Consider the following 13,042-nt stretch of genomic DNA (forward strand, 5'->3'; position numbering starts at 1 on the left):
AGGCCAGGGAGCCCGCAGACGGGGGACGCCGGGGCAGAGCATCGCCACGGTGACGATAATAAAACTGGAGTGTAATAATGAACAACATCACGAAAAAAAGCCTGATTGCAGCGGGCGTTTTCGCCGCAGTGAGTGCCCTGGCAGGGAATGCGGCTTTCGCAGCAACGGTGCCTGCGGGCGTTGAGCTGGCCGCAAAACAGGAGCTGGTTCGCGGCAATGGCGATGAAGTGCAGTCGCTCGATCCGCACAAAATTGAAGGTGTGCCGGAAGACAACGTAGCGCGTGATCTTTACGAAGGTCTGCTGGTCAATGACAGCAACGGTAAACCGATCCCGGCCGTAGCGGAAAGCTATGAAAATAAAGATTTCAAAGTGTGGACTTTCCACTTACGTAAAAATGCCAAATGGTCCAATGGCGAGCCGGTCACCGCGCAGGACTTCGTCTACAGCTGGGAGCGTCTGGTCGATCCTAAAACCGCCTCACCGTATGCCAGCTATCCGCAGTATGGTCATATCCTGAACGTCGATGACATCATCGCCGGTAAAAAACCAGTTACCGATCTGGGCGTAAAAGCTATTGATGACCACACGCTGGAAGTCACCCTGAGTGAGCCGGTTCCCTATTTTGATAAGCTGCTGATTAACTCCGTCATGTCACCGGTTTACAAACCGGCGATTGAGAAATTTGGCGATCAGTGGACGCAGCCGCAGAACTGGGTCGGCAACGGTGCCTTTAAGCTTGAAGCGCACGTGATTAACGAACGTATCACCCTGGTGCGTAACCCGAACTACTGGGACAATGAGCATACGGTGCTGAACAAAGTCACCTTCCTGCCGATCAGTTCAGAAGTCAGTGACGTTAACCGCTACTTCTCCGAGAACGGCAGCGACATGACCTATAACAACCTGCCGATTGAGCTGTTTAAAAAGCTGCAGCGTGACAACGGTAAAGAGCTGCACGTCGATCCATATCTCTGCACCTATTATTACGAAATCAACAACCAGAAAGCGCCATTCACCGATCCGCGCGTGCGCGCTGCCCTGAAGCTGGGCCTGGATCGTGACATCATGGTGAATAAAGTGCTGGCGCAGGGCCAGAAACCTGCCTATAGCTACACGCCACCAGCGACCGACGGCATGGACATTCTGCCGCCAGACTGGTTCAAATGGTCACAGGACAAGCGTAATGCCGAGGCGAAAAAGCTGCTGGCAGAAGCGGGCTACACCGCCGACAAACCGCTGACCTTTAACCTGCTCTATAACACCTCCGATCTGCACAAGAAGCTGGCAATTGCCGCCTCGTCGATCTGGAAGAAAAATATCGGCGTGAACATCAAGCTGGAAAACCAGGAGTGGAAAACCTTCCTGGATACCCGTCATCAGGGTAACTACGATGTTTCCCGTGCGGCATGGTGTGCGGACTACAATGAACCGACTTCCTTCCTGAACACCATGCTGTCCAACAGCAGCAGTAACACCTCGCACTATAAGAGCGATGCGTTTGACAAAGTGATTCGCGACGCGATTAAGGCCCCGGATGCTAAAGCCCGTGCAGCTGACTATCAGCAGGCCGAGCAGATCATGGATAAAGACAGCACCATCGTCCCGGTTTACTACTACGTGAATACCCGTCTGGTGAAACCTTATGTCGGCGGTTATACCGGTAAAGATCCACTGGATAAAACCCTGGATAAAAACTTCTACATCATCAAACACTAATAGCATTCAGGCTATCAGCAGTGGCGGCGCGTCTGGCGCCGCCTTTTAATTTTTTTTATATGTTGTGAAGCAACAGCCTGGTAGGTACGGCAATGTTAAAATTCATCCTGCGTCGCTTGCTTGAAGCGCTCCCGACGCTGTTCGTCCTGATTACCATCTCCTTCTTTATGATGCGACTGGCACCCGGCAGCCCGTTTACTGGCGAGCGCACCCTGGCACCGGAAGTGATGGCCAACATTGAGGCGAAATATCACCTCAACGATCCTATCGGTAAGCAGTATGTCGATTACCTGGTGCAGCTGGCGCACGGCGACTTCGGCCCATCCTTTAAATACAAAGATTATTCGGTCAACTATCTGGTCGCGCATGCATTCCCGGTCTCGGCCAAACTCGGCCTGGCCGCGTTTCTGCTGGCGGTGGTACTTGGCGTCACGGCCGGAGTTATCGCTGCGCTCAAACAGAACAGCTTGTGGGATTTTGCGGTGATGGGGGTGGCAATGACCGGCGTGGTGATACCCAGTTTCGTGGTCGCGCCGTTGCTGGTTCTGCTGTTCGCCATCACCCTGAAGTGGCTGCCGGGCGGCGGCTGGAATGGTGGGCAGTGGAACTACATGCTGCTGCCGATGGTGGCGCTGTCGCTGGCTTACATCGCCAGTATCGCGCGTATCACCCGTGGATCGATGATTGAAGTGATGCACTCCAACTTTATCCGCACCGCGCGCGCCAAAGGCTTACCGCTGCGCCGCATTGTAATGCGTCATGCGCTGAAGCCCGCGTTGCTGCCGGTGATCTCCTACATGGGACCGGCATTTGTCGGCATCATCACTGGTTCGATGGTGATTGAGTCGATCTACGGTCTGCCGGGCATCGGTCAGCTGTTTGTGAACGGCGCGCTGAACCGTGACTACTCACTGGTGATGAGCCTGACCATTCTGGTGGGTTTGCTGACCATCGTATTCAACGCGATTGTTGACGTGCTCTATGCCGTTATCGATCCCAAAATTCGTTACTGATTGCGGAGTTCGCCATGATGTTAAGTAAGAAAAACAGCGAAGCTCTTGATGCGTTCAGTGAGAAGCTGGAAGTAGAAGGGCGTAGTCTCTGGCAGGACGCGCGTCGTCGTTTTATTCATAACCGCGCTGCCTCCATCAGCCTGCTGGTGCTGTTCCTGATCACCCTGTTCGTGATCTTTGCGCCGATGCTGGCGCAGTTCACTTACGACGATACCGACTGGGCTATGATGTCCTCGCCGCCCGATACCACCTCTGGTCACTGGTTCGGCACTGATTCTTCGGGTCGTGACCTGCTGGTACGTGTGGCTATCGGTGGCCGGATCTCGCTGATGGTGGGCGTGGCTTCTGCGCTGATCGCGGTGATTGTCGGGACGCTCTATGGCTCGATTGCTGGCTATCTCGGCGGCAAAACAGACTCGGTGATGATGCGTATTCTGGAAATCCTTAACTCCTTCCCGTTTATGTTCTTCGTGATCCTGCTGGTGACCTTCTTTGGTCGCAATATCCTGCTGATTTTTGCCGCCATCGGCATGGTTTCGTGGCTCGATATGGCGCGTATTGTGCGCGGCCAGACGCTGAGCCTGAAGCGCAAAGAGTTTATCGAAGCGGCCCATGTGGGCGGGGTATCGACCTGGAAAATCGTGGTGCGCCACATCGTGCCGAACGTGCTGGGCGTGGTAGTGGTTTACGCCTCGCTGCTGGTGCCGAGCATGATCCTGTTTGAATCCTTCCTGAGCTTCCTGGGACTGGGTACGCAGGAGCCGCTGAGCAGCTGGGGCGCACTCCTCAGCGACGGGGCAAACTCGATGGAAGTGTCGCCGTGGCTGCTGCTCTATCCGGCAGGCTTCCTGGTGGTCACGCTGTTCTGTTTCAACTTTATCGGCGATGGCCTGCGTGATGCCCTCGACCCGAAAGATCGTTAAGGAGTTTCCCGATGACTATTCATGAATTCCAGCCAGCAATGGCGGCCCGCGCGGGAAGCGAACAGCTACTTACGGTCAAAGATTTACGCGTTACCTTTGGCACGCACGATGGTGATGTTACCGCCGTTAACGACCTGAACTTCTCGCTGCGCGCCGGTGAGACGCTGGGCATTGTCGGTGAGTCCGGTTCCGGCAAGTCACAAACCGCCTTTGCCCTGATGGGGCTGCTGGCGAAAAATGGCCGCATTGGCGGTTCGGCGATGTTCAATGGCAAAGAGATCCTGAATCTGCCCGAGAACAAGCTCAATAAACTGCGCGCCGAACAGATTGCGATGATTTTCCAGGACCCGATGACCTCGCTGAACCCCTATATGCGGGTGGGCGAGCAGCTGATGGAAGTGCTTAAGCTGCATAAAGGGATGAACAACGCGCAGGCGTTTGAAGAGTCGGTGAGAATGCTGGATGCGGTGAAAATGCCGGAAGCGCGCAAGCGGATGAAGATGTATCCGCATGAGTTCTCCGGCGGTATGCGTCAGCGCGTCATGATCGCCATGGCGCTGCTGTGCCGTCCCAAACTGCTGATTGCCGACGAGCCGACCACTGCGCTGGATGTTACCGTCCAGGCGCAGATTATGACGCTGCTCAACGACCTCAAGCGCGAGTTCAACACCGCCATTATCATGATCACCCACGATCTGGGTGTGGTGGCGGGGATCTGCGACAAAGTGCTGGTGATGTATGCCGGACGCACCATGGAGTATGGCCGTGCCCGCGATGTCTTTTATCAGCCGTCACATCCTTACTCGATTGGTCTGCTTAATGCGGTGCCGCGTCTGGATGCGGAAGGGGAAAGTCTGACGACGATACCGGGTAATCCACCCAACCTGCTGCGTCTGCCGCAGGGCTGCCCGTTCCAGCCGCGTTGTCCGCACGCTATGGATATCTGCACCCAGGCACCACCGCTGGAACCCTTTGGCGAAGGCCGTCTGCGCGCCTGCTTTAAGCCGGTGGAGGAGTTAGTATGAGCACCGTAGCTGAAAAAAGAGTGTTACTGGAAATCGCCGACCTCAAGGTGCATTTCGACATCAAAGATGGCAGGCAGTGGTTCTGGCAGCCATCAAAAACCCTGAAAGCAGTCGATGGTGTCAGCCTGCGTCTGTATGAGGGGGAAACCCTGGGCGTGGTAGGTGAGTCTGGCTGTGGTAAATCGACCCTGGCGCGCGCCATTATCGGGCTGGTAAAGGCGACCGAGGGGCGGGTCGCCTGGTTAGGCCGTGATCTGCTGGGGCAAAGTGAAGAGGAGTGGCGCAAGGCGCGAAGCGATATCCAGATGATATTCCAGGATCCGCTGGCGTCGCTGAATCCGCGTATGACCATCGGCGATATCATCGCAGAGCCACTGCGTACCTATCATCCAAAAATGGCGCGTCAGGAAGTGAAAGACCGCGTCAAAAATATGATGATGAAAGTGGGGCTGCTGCCTAACCTGATTAACCGCTATCCGCACGAGTTCTCGGGCGGTCAGTGTCAGCGTATCGGTATCGCCCGCGCGCTGATTCTGGAGCCAAAGCTGATTATCTGTGATGAGCCGGTCTCCGCACTGGACGTCTCAATTCAGGCCCAGGTGGTTAACCTGCTGCAGCAGCTGCAGCGCGAAATGGGCTTATCGCTGATCTTCATTGCGCACGATCTGGCGGTGGTGAAACATATCTCTGACCGGGTGCTGGTAATGTATCTGGGGCATGCGGTGGAGCTGGGCACCTACAAAGAGGTCTACAGCAATCCTCAGCATCCTTATACCCGTGCGCTGATGTCCGCGGTGCCGATTCCCGATCCGGACAAGGAGAAGAACAAGCAGATTCAGCTGCTGGAAGGGGAGCTGCCGTCGCCGATCAATCCGCCATCAGGCTGCGTGTTCCGCACCCGTTGTCCGATTGCCGGTCCGGAGTGTGCGAAAACCCGGCCGCTGCTGGAAGGCAGCTTCAATCACGCGGTCTCCTGTCTGAAAGTCGACCCGCTATAATTCAAAACGCCGGGCAATCGCCCGGCGTTTTCTTATCAAATCTGATGCTTACTCACGCCACAGGATATGACAGAGTTTGTGGTCTTTCTCGCGGCACAGCAGCACGCGAGCAAAGACGTCGGTGATCGGTTCACCGTCCGCTTCACCCAGCCCAATCACCACCTCGGCGAAGAAGTCCGGGTTCAGATCGAAATCGACATGATCTTTCCAGTCTTCAGAGGGATCGAACAGCTCTGCGCCACCGCGCTCTTCGAACTGCAGATTGAAGAGAATGACATCTGCCGGATCAAGATTGTCGACTGCCAGTTCGAGAAAAATATCGTAGGCTTGTTCCAGCGTTTCATCTTCGGTAAGGCGATTATTTAAATCCATAGTCTGTCCTGTCGGCCTGCGGCCATTTACACAATCTGGCTCGTTTTACAGTAAAGGACTGAAGAAGTAAAACAGTCGTTCGACGATGCGTTGCCACCAGGCACGTTTTGCCCAGCGCTTGCCATCCAGCAGGCGGGAACGGGCGATATAGTCATCCTGCACACAGGCGAGATCGCTGCCAAAACCCGCATCATCAACCACCAGCGTCACTTCAAAATTCAGCCATAAACTGCGCATATCGAGATTCACGGTTCCTACCAGGCTCAGTTGTCCGTCGACCAGCACGCTTTTGGTATGCAGCAGGCCATCTTCAAACTGATAAATTTTCACGCCCGCTTCCAGCAACTCACTGAAGAAGGAGCGGCTGGCCCAGCCAACCAGCAGCGAGTCATTGTGACGAGGCACAATCACGCTGACATTGACGCCACGCTGCGCCGCCGTACAGATAGCATGCAGCAGATCGTCGCTCGGCACTAAGTAGGGCGTAGTCATGATCAACTGTTCACGTGCCGAATAGACCGCAGTCAGCAACGCCTGATGGATCATATCTTCCGGGAAGCCGGGGCCGGAGGCGATCACCTGCACGGTGTGGCCGCTCTCCTGTTCAAACGGCATAATGTTGCGATCGGGCGGCGGCGGTAAAATGCGTTTGCCGGTCTCTATCTCCCAGTCGCAGCTGAAAACAATCCCCATCGCGGTGGCAACCGGGCCTTCCATTCGCGCCATCAGGTCAATCCACTGACCGACACCCGCGCTCTGTTTGAAGAAGCGCGGATCGACCAGGTTCATGCTGCCGGTATAAGCGATGTAGTTATCAATGAGTACGATTTTGCGGTGCTGACGCAGATCCATCCGTCGCAGGAAGACGCGCAGCAGGCTGACCTGCAACGCTTCCACCACATCGATTCCGGCATTGCGCATCATGCCGACCCAGGGGCTGCGGAAAAAGGTAACACTGCCCGCAGAGTCGAGCAGCAGACGGCAATGAACGCCACGGCGTGATGCCGCCATCAGCGATTCCGCCACTTCATCCGCCAGACCGCCGGGATGCCATATATAGAACACCATCTCAATGTTGTGGCGGGCCAGCTGGATATCACGAATCAACGCCTGCATCACGTCGTCGGCGCTGGTGAGCAGCTGCAGCTGGTTGCCCTTGACCCCGGCGATGCCCTGACGATGGTAGCAAAGCTCAAACAGCGAACGCGCAACGTCGCTGTGTTCAGTGGCAAAAATTTCACGGCACTGCTTAAGGTCAGTAAGCCAGCGGGCAGTGGATGGCCACATGGTGCGGGCGCGCTCCGCACGACGTTTACCCAGATGGAGTTCGCCAAAAGAGAGATAAGCGATAATCCCTACCAGCGGCAGAATATAGATAACCAGTAGCCAGGCCATCGCGGATGTCACTGCCCGTCGCTTCATCAACACGCGCAGCGTAACCCCGGCGATCAGCAGCCAGTAACCAAACACCAGCAACCAGCTGATCAGGGTATAAAAAGTGGTCATAAAGTGGACATCCCGTTCGCGCTTTCGTCCGGCAAGTTTACGTGCAGATGACGGCTAACGGAACCCTTTATCCCGGACATCCTCGATGAAGGATCCGATTTGGCATTACCGCAGAGATCTCTATAATGCCCTCGCGTATATCTCGTGTGTATGACGTCAGAGAGGAAGTGATGAAACGAAGCAGAAATGAAGTGGCGCGCTGGAGAATGTTACGGCAGGTGCATCGCCGCCGCTCACGCTGGCTGGAAGGGCAGTCGCGGCGGTATAAGCGTATCCACTGCATTCGCCATCAGCTGGCACAACAGCAGCGTCGTTCGATTCTGTTTATTACGCAGATAATATAGCGAAAGCCCGGTGAATTCAGCCTGTCGGACAAAGCAGGCTATTCAGACTTCAAATCAGGCTTCAAAAAAAACCGATTCTGCCATCGCCCGTCGCGCTATCAGGTGCTCCTGATGCGACGCGCCACGATCGCTGACTTCGCGCATCAGACATTCCATTGAGCTGCCCAGCTCAGTCGGCCTGTGGTAACCCACACGATCGTACCATTCGTAAGACCACTTACGCGATTTACGCTGATAATAGACAGTGAGCCAAACTGAGCAATTAGCAGGGTAACCACTCATTACTTCTATTTTGGGGTCAACAATAGAAAGGAGCCGGGATAACAGCGGGTCGAGCAATGTAAGGGACTGGCCAGAATAAGTTTTATGCATAATGTGCCCGCGACTGTGCTGTGCATCCATTCAGAGGTTCAACTCACAAGGGGTAAATGTAGACAGCTCTGCGAGATAATTCCTCTTTAATACTAAAAAAAGGGCGGAAAGATCATATTTTAATAGTAAAACAGGTCATTCAGGCGCGGACTAAAGAGGGAATATTAACAGGATAAAAACCGCAGGCTAACAAGTTGTACAACTTTACAATGTTGTAATGTGCTGTTATTTATGAGTTTATTGTCATTAAAACGTGACGATCTGATTTTTTAAGCTAAATATCTGTACAGATAGCTCGTTGTTGTATAACTTTATCGCATCGGTTATTAATCTTAAATGAATCCTATGAGGGTCAACCATGCAGACTAACGTTCGTATTCCCGCTTCAGTCTCTGACATCTCCGCGTATTTACACAGCGCCGCGCAGCCCTCACAACAGGCCATTCTTGGCTCCGTCGTGACAGAAATTATCAGTTCTGGCCGTAGTCTGAATCGTAAAGCGATCTGCTCAAAACTGATCGGCCGTTTACAGCATGTCACCAGTCCGGAAGAAGAACAGCACTATCATGCGCTGATTGGCCTGATTCTGGATCGCGGTTAACTCATCGCTGAAAATAGCTGTGGCGGGAAAATAAAGAGAGCGTGTATTACTGAAAGACCAGGCCGGTGTACTGCCGGTTTATTATCAATGTCGTTCAGAACAACGCTTTAATTTATTAAGATCAATTGGTCGCTGCGTTTATTCGCGAGGCAGAATATTCAGACCGGCCGGTTGCTGCGACAGAGAGTGATGTGCTGCTCTGTCGCAATGAAACCTCAGGTCTGATTAACCAGCGAGACGTTGTGTCGTCATCATTAGCGTTACGTTCACCAGCTGCAGTGCCGCCGCCAGCACGATCAGCATGACAATCCACTGCTTTTTATTACGCCAGCCCTGAGTTCGCCAGAGATAAACCGCGCTGCCGATCAGTAAAGCGATAATGGCCAGTAGCCCCAGAATGATTATCTGCATCTTTCCTCTCTTGAACGATCAAAATAAAAATGGCTTCTGTGCCAGGCACAGAAGCCATTTTCAATGCTGAGTCACGATCAGAAGACGCGTTTAAACGGCTTAACCGAAACCTGCTTATAGACGCCCGCGGCGAAGTAGGGATCATCCTGTGCCCAGGATTGTGCTTCTTCTAATGACGGGAATTCAGCAATCACGGTTGAGCCGGTAAAACCCGCTACACCAGGATCGTTGCTGTCGACAGCAGGCATCGGGCCTGCAATGATCAGGCGTCCCTCTTCCTGCAGCAGTTTGAGCCGTGCCAGATGGGCAGGGCGCACGGCGTTACGTTTTTCCAGTGAATCTGCAGTATCTTCTGCATAAATGACGTAAAGCACTAAGGAACTCCCATTAACCAGAATTTCGCAACACGTTAAGGGATTGCCCCTCAGAGTGCAAACGAAACCTCAGAGTGGTGAATGGCTCAGCATAAAGGGCTAAAAAGCGCTTTTCTTCAGGCGGGATGGCGGGAGTTATTGAAACTGATTGCTATTTGCATTTAAAATCGCTGCTTCATTCAATCACTGCGACTGTTATGACCACGCTGACTATGCCATTACCTAAACGCACGCCTGTCTCCATGTTGTTGTCTGTTGCTTTGCATGGGGCCGTGATAGCCGGAATTCTGTATGCTTCATTCCAGCAGGTGATTGAGGTGCCCAAAGCGTCGCAGCCCATCAGCGTTACCATGGTCGCCCCTGAAGTCCAGCCTGAGCCTGCACCGGCCATCGTGGAGCCGCCTGCACCACAGCCAGAACCTCAGCCAGAACCTGAACCGGTGCCGGAACCTCAGCCCGTGCCCGAACCGCCGAAAGCGGAGCCGGTGCCGATTCCCAAACCTGAGCCTAAGCCAAAGCCCAAACCGAAACCAGAGCACAAGCGGGAGCAGCCTAAACGCGAGGTGAAGCCGCGTCAGGAGAGCAAACCGCAGGCCGATCCGTTTAAGCAGGAAGCCCCGGCGACGCAGAACAAACCGACCACGGCGCCAAAATCTACGCCGTCACCCACCTCATCGGCCTCAACCGGCCCAAAAGCACTGAACGTCAGTAAGCCTGGCTATCCACAACGCGCATTTGCACTGCGTGTAGAGGGGCGGGTACGGGTGAAGTTTGATGTGGACAGTGAGGGACGGGTGGATAACATCCAGATCCTCTCTGCTGAGCCGCGCAATATGTTTGAGCGTGAAGTTAAGCAGGCGATGAAAAAGTGGCGCTATCAGAGCGGACGGCCAGGGCAGGGTCTGACCATGAATATCGTGTTTAAGATTAATGGTGGGGCCAGCATAGAATAAAGCGTCAGGTCAGGCTGAAACAGCCTGACCTGTTTTTCATTCGCCGGGTTGCTGGTTAGCGCGACCGGCTGGCAGAGGACGGGAATTACCCTCATTGTCGACCGCCACATAAATAAACACCGCTTCCGTCGCAATGTAAGTTTGTCCAATCGGCTCAGACGACACTTTTTTGATCCACACTTCCACATTAATCGTCATGGAACTGTTGCCGGTACGAAGACAGCTCGCATGGCAGCTCACCACATCGCCCACCGCGACGGGCTTCATAAATGACATGCCGTCGACACGAACCGTCACCACGCGTCCTTCAGCGATCTCTTTCGCCAGGATAGCGCCACCCATATCCATCTGTGACATCAGCCAGCCACCAAAAATATCGCCGTTGGCGTTGGTATCTGCTGGCATGGCGAGCGTACGCAGCACCATTTCGCCTTTCGGCAATTTATGTTTTTCGCCCATTGCTTCCACTTCTATGCAGGTGAATGCTAAAAAAATGCCCGGCGGACCGGGCAGATGATTATTTTTGTTCCTGCTGCGGCATCTGTCGCCAGATGTAAAGCCCGCTGAGCAGGGTAAACAGTAAGGTCAGACCGGAGAGACCGAACACTTTAAAGTTAACCCAAAACGCCTGAGATAACCAAAAGGCGACATAGATGTTTACCAGGCCGCAGATAAAGAAGAACAGCGCCCAGGCAACGTTGAGCCGGCGCCAGACCGCGTCGGGCAGCTGCAGCTCTTTACCCAGCATGCGCTGAATCAGCGTCTGCTCCATAAACCACTGGCTGTAGAGCAGGGCGGCGGCAAACAGGCTGTAGATAACCGTGACTTTCCACTTAATGAACTCATCGTTGTGGAACACCAGCGTCAGGGTGCCAAAAACCGCCACCAGCACAAAGGTGAAAATCGTCATCTTTTCCAGCTTGCGATAGAGCACCCAGCTGACAACCAGCGCCAGGCCGGTCGCGACAATCAGCGCGCCCGAGGCGACAAAAATGTCATACAGCTTGTAGAAGATGAAAAAGACCACCAGGGGAAGAAAGTCGAGTAGCTGCTTCATAGTTTTTCCATTCAGAGTTGGCTGCAAATGTGCCCGAAGGCACATCGTCAATCAACGTAACAGCATATAGAGCCGATAAAGATAGATAATCAACATCGCCGAAACCACATTGCCTGCCGCGGTGAAAATCACCGACGAGACATTCAGCGGTAAAACCGTCAGCGAAGAGAAGAACAGCATCACCACCACTTTGGCCAGCAGCCAGAGCAGAATAGCGGGGGCAATCAGCTTCACATTCTTCCACGCCATCCGCATGCTGGCCCGCATGGCGGCAAAGACACCCATCTTCTCACTGGCCACCATCACCGGAGCCAGCGACAGCAGAATCGTCAGCAGAATGCCTGGCACCACCAGCACCATAAAGCCCAGTTGCGCCACCAGCGTCATCAGGAAGGTGAGCAGCAGCAGCTTTGGCAGCAGCGGCGCTGAAGCACCAATCGCCCGCAACGCACTGACACGCTGGCCGGAAGAGACCATCGGGATCAGATAGAGCATTCCGCCAAGCAGCAGCGTGTTCCCCATCAGCGCAGCGAAGGTGCTGGCCGCCGAGGCGCGCAGCAGCACCTGCTGCTGTTCCGGTGACATATTCTGCACCATCTCAAACAGCGAACCGGCGCTATCGTCACCCTGTTGCAGGAGGGCCATCTGATCGGCACCTGGCGTCAGCACATGCACCAGCATGACGGTGATAAAAGCGGCCAGCAGCGACATCAACAGCACCGTAGCCAGTTGATGGCGCGCGAAATTTCCTGTGTCACGGTATAACGAGCTTGCCGTGATAGACATGTACACTCCTTTGAGGAACCGGGTTAATTAACCCGGCGATTGTACATGTTCTGACAGCTCGCGGGCACCCGCTGCGGCATAACTTTCTGTCATGACAGGTAAAGATGGAGAAAAAAGGGCGGGAAGACCATAGCGGGCGCGGGCGCGATCGCAGGCTTCATTGTGGATACCCGCTTCGCCCGACATCGAAAATTCCCGACAGGGCGTCGGACGTTGTTCGTAAATTCCGCAGGAGACACAGCCGCCAATGTCGCCTTCAAGGGCAACGCAGCGCGGCGCGCGATCGTTCGTTCCACGCATATTGCGCATTAACAGGCTGAGCGGTTCGGTTAATGCGGTCGGCACCGGGCCGCCTGCATCATCGGCTTCGGCCCAGTAAAATGAGACGCGGAAATGGGCGCAGCAGGCGCCACAGCTGACACAAGGGTTAGTTATTTCACTCATTTGATCACCCGCCCCTCCCAGGGCATCGAACCAAAATCACCAGAGAAGATAAGCAAAATAGGCCCGGCGAAATTATTCAGCAAGGGGAATTTTGCTGCGCCAGCCTGAGCCGAAATTGATCTAAATCAATTCATTGTTTTTTAAG

The 13,042-nt window shown here is 54.2% G+C and carries 16 protein-coding genes; 8 read left to right on the plus strand and 8 right to left on the minus strand.

Annotation, left to right across the window (positions count from 1 at the left end):
* Positions 1-77 precede the first annotated feature (77 nt).
* The 5 genes from oppA (at position 78) to oppF (ending at position 5,677) form a co-directional block, all read left to right on the plus strand.
* Positions 78-1,718, plus strand: a complete 1,641-nt coding sequence (oppA, locus tag ACVKSX_RS02610) for an oligopeptide ABC transporter substrate-binding protein OppA (RefSeq protein ID WP_010244375.1) — start codon at positions 78-80, stop codon at positions 1,716-1,718.
* Positions 1,719-1,810: 92 nt separating this feature from the next.
* A complete protein-coding gene (gene oppB, locus ACVKSX_RS02615) occupies positions 1,811-2,731 on the plus strand; it encodes an oligopeptide ABC transporter permease OppB (RefSeq protein WP_010244379.1) in 921 nt (306 codons plus the stop codon).
* 14 nt (positions 2,732-2,745) lie between these two features.
* Positions 2,746-3,654, plus strand: coding sequence for an oligopeptide ABC transporter permease OppC (oppC, locus tag ACVKSX_RS02620; RefSeq protein WP_010244382.1), 909 nt, complete (start codon positions 2,746-2,748; stop codon positions 3,652-3,654).
* A gap of 11 nt (positions 3,655-3,665) precedes the next feature.
* Positions 3,666-4,679, plus strand: a complete 1,014-nt coding sequence (gene oppD, locus ACVKSX_RS02625; RefSeq protein WP_010244386.1) for an ABC transporter ATP-binding protein — start codon at positions 3,666-3,668, stop codon at positions 4,677-4,679.
* Complete coding sequence (oppF, locus tag ACVKSX_RS02630; RefSeq protein WP_010244389.1) at positions 4,676-5,677, plus strand: murein tripeptide/oligopeptide ABC transporter ATP binding protein OppF; 1,002 nt, start codon at positions 4,676-4,678, stop codon at positions 5,675-5,677. The genes oppD and oppF overlap by 4 nt, the downstream gene beginning before the upstream one ends.
* 48 nt (positions 5,678-5,725) lie before the next feature.
* Here the strand turns inward: oppF and ACVKSX_RS02635 are convergent, their stop codons facing one another.
* Positions 5,726-6,049: an HI1450 family dsDNA-mimic protein gene (locus ACVKSX_RS02635; protein WP_003853921.1), complete on the minus strand. Its 324-nt coding sequence runs from the start codon at positions 6,047-6,049 to the stop codon at positions 5,726-5,728.
* A 45-nt stretch (positions 6,050-6,094) separates the two neighbouring features.
* Positions 6,095-7,555, minus strand: a complete 1,461-nt coding sequence (gene cls, locus ACVKSX_RS02640) for a cardiolipin synthase (protein WP_010244396.1) — start codon at positions 7,553-7,555, stop codon at positions 6,095-6,097.
* A 170-nt stretch (positions 7,556-7,725) separates the two neighbouring features.
* Between cls and ACVKSX_RS02645 the strand changes: the two genes are divergently transcribed.
* Together ACVKSX_RS02645 and ycgZ are read left to right on the plus strand one after the other, a co-directional pair.
* Positions 7,726-7,899: a YciY family protein gene (locus ACVKSX_RS02645; protein WP_003853917.1), complete on the plus strand. Its 174-nt coding sequence runs from the start codon at positions 7,726-7,728 to the stop codon at positions 7,897-7,899.
* Positions 7,900-8,629: 730 nt separating this feature from the next.
* Positions 8,630-8,872, plus strand: a complete 243-nt coding sequence (gene ycgZ / locus ACVKSX_RS02650; RefSeq protein ID WP_010244401.1) for a regulatory protein YcgZ — start codon at positions 8,630-8,632, stop codon at positions 8,870-8,872.
* A 225-nt stretch (positions 8,873-9,097) separates the two neighbouring features.
* On the opposite strand, the gene ACVKSX_RS02655 is transcribed toward ycgZ, so the two are convergent.
* Both ACVKSX_RS02655 and ACVKSX_RS02660 read right to left on the minus strand, forming a co-directional pair.
* The gene (locus ACVKSX_RS02655) at positions 9,098-9,283 is read right to left on the minus strand and encodes a hypothetical protein (RefSeq protein ID WP_010670260.1); all 186 of its coding nucleotides are present in this window, start codon (positions 9,281-9,283) and stop codon (positions 9,098-9,100) included.
* 77 nt (positions 9,284-9,360) lie between these two features.
* Positions 9,361-9,657, minus strand: coding sequence for a YciI family protein (locus ACVKSX_RS02660; protein ID WP_010244407.1), 297 nt, complete (start codon positions 9,655-9,657; stop codon positions 9,361-9,363).
* Between the two features lie 197 nt (positions 9,658-9,854).
* On the opposite strand from ACVKSX_RS02660, the gene tonB reads away from it, so the two are divergent.
* Entirely contained in the window at positions 9,855-10,610 is a 756-nt protein-coding gene (gene tonB / locus ACVKSX_RS02665; RefSeq protein WP_029519101.1) for a TonB system transport protein TonB, read from the plus strand.
* A gap of 36 nt (positions 10,611-10,646) precedes the next feature.
* On the opposite strand, the gene yciA is transcribed toward tonB, so the two are convergent.
* The 4 genes from yciA to ACVKSX_RS02685 are packed head-to-tail and all read right to left on the minus strand — an operon-like array spanning position 10,647 to position 12,897.
* The gene (yciA, locus tag ACVKSX_RS02670; RefSeq protein WP_010670258.1) at positions 10,647-11,069 is read right to left on the minus strand and encodes an acyl-CoA thioester hydrolase YciA; all 423 of its coding nucleotides are present in this window, start codon (positions 11,067-11,069) and stop codon (positions 10,647-10,649) included.
* Positions 11,070-11,127: 58 nt separating this feature from the next.
* Entirely contained in the window at positions 11,128-11,667 is a 540-nt protein-coding gene (locus ACVKSX_RS02675; protein ID WP_010244416.1) for a septation protein A, read from the minus strand.
* A gap of 51 nt (positions 11,668-11,718) precedes the next feature.
* Positions 11,719-12,453: a YciC family protein gene (locus ACVKSX_RS02680; protein WP_010244420.1), complete on the minus strand. Its 735-nt coding sequence runs from the start codon at positions 12,451-12,453 to the stop codon at positions 11,719-11,721.
* Between the two features lie 27 nt (positions 12,454-12,480).
* Positions 12,481-12,897 carry a YkgJ family cysteine cluster protein gene (locus ACVKSX_RS02685; RefSeq protein ID WP_010670256.1) on the minus strand — a complete coding sequence of 139 codons (417 nt, stop codon included), beginning with the start codon at positions 12,895-12,897 and terminating at the stop codon, positions 12,481-12,483.
* Between the last annotated feature and the right edge of the window lie 145 nt (positions 12,898-13,042).

Source organism: Pantoea sp. PvP021, from assembly GCF_054056055.1.

What these genes read in the sequence shown, in the direction of transcription:
- oppA (WP_010244375.1), top strand. Translation starts at nt 78, where the DNA reads ATGAACAACATCACGAAAAAAAGCCTGATTGCAGCGGGCGTTTTCGCC.
- oppB (WP_010244379.1), top strand. Translation starts at nt 1,811, where the DNA reads ATGTTAAAATTCATCCTGCGTCGCTTGCTTGAAGCGCTCCCGACGCTG.
- oppC (WP_010244382.1), top strand. Translation starts at nt 2,746, where the DNA reads ATGATGTTAAGTAAGAAAAACAGCGAAGCTCTTGATGCGTTCAGTGAG.
- oppD (WP_010244386.1), top strand. Translation starts at nt 3,666, where the DNA reads ATGACTATTCATGAATTCCAGCCAGCAATGGCGGCCCGCGCGGGAAGC.
- oppF (WP_010244389.1), top strand. Translation starts at nt 4,676, where the DNA reads ATGAGCACCGTAGCTGAAAAAAGAGTGTTACTGGAAATCGCCGACCTC.
- ACVKSX_RS02635 (WP_003853921.1), bottom strand. Translation starts at nt 6,049, where the DNA reads ATGGATTTAAATAATCGCCTTACCGAAGATGAAACGCTGGAACAAGCC.
- cls (WP_010244396.1), bottom strand. Translation starts at nt 7,555, where the DNA reads ATGACCACTTTTTATACCCTGATCAGCTGGTTGCTGGTGTTTGGTTAC.
- ACVKSX_RS02645 (WP_003853917.1), top strand. Translation starts at nt 7,726, where the DNA reads ATGAAACGAAGCAGAAATGAAGTGGCGCGCTGGAGAATGTTACGGCAG.
- ycgZ (WP_010244401.1), top strand. Translation starts at nt 8,630, where the DNA reads ATGCAGACTAACGTTCGTATTCCCGCTTCAGTCTCTGACATCTCCGCG.
- ACVKSX_RS02655 (WP_010670260.1), bottom strand. Translation starts at nt 9,283, where the DNA reads ATGCAGATAATCATTCTGGGGCTACTGGCCATTATCGCTTTACTGATC.
- tonB (WP_029519101.1), top strand. Translation starts at nt 9,855, where the DNA reads ATGACCACGCTGACTATGCCATTACCTAAACGCACGCCTGTCTCCATG.
- yciA (WP_010670258.1), bottom strand. Translation starts at nt 11,069, where the DNA reads ATGGGCGAAAAACATAAATTGCCGAAAGGCGAAATGGTGCTGCGTACG.
- ACVKSX_RS02675 (WP_010244416.1), bottom strand. Translation starts at nt 11,667, where the DNA reads ATGAAGCAGCTACTCGACTTTCTTCCCCTGGTGGTCTTTTTCATCTTC.
- ACVKSX_RS02680 (WP_010244420.1), bottom strand. Translation starts at nt 12,453, where the DNA reads ATGTCTATCACGGCAAGCTCGTTATACCGTGACACAGGAAATTTCGCG.
- ACVKSX_RS02685 (WP_010670256.1), bottom strand. Translation starts at nt 12,897, where the DNA reads ATGAGTGAAATAACTAACCCTTGTGTCAGCTGTGGCGCCTGCTGCGCC.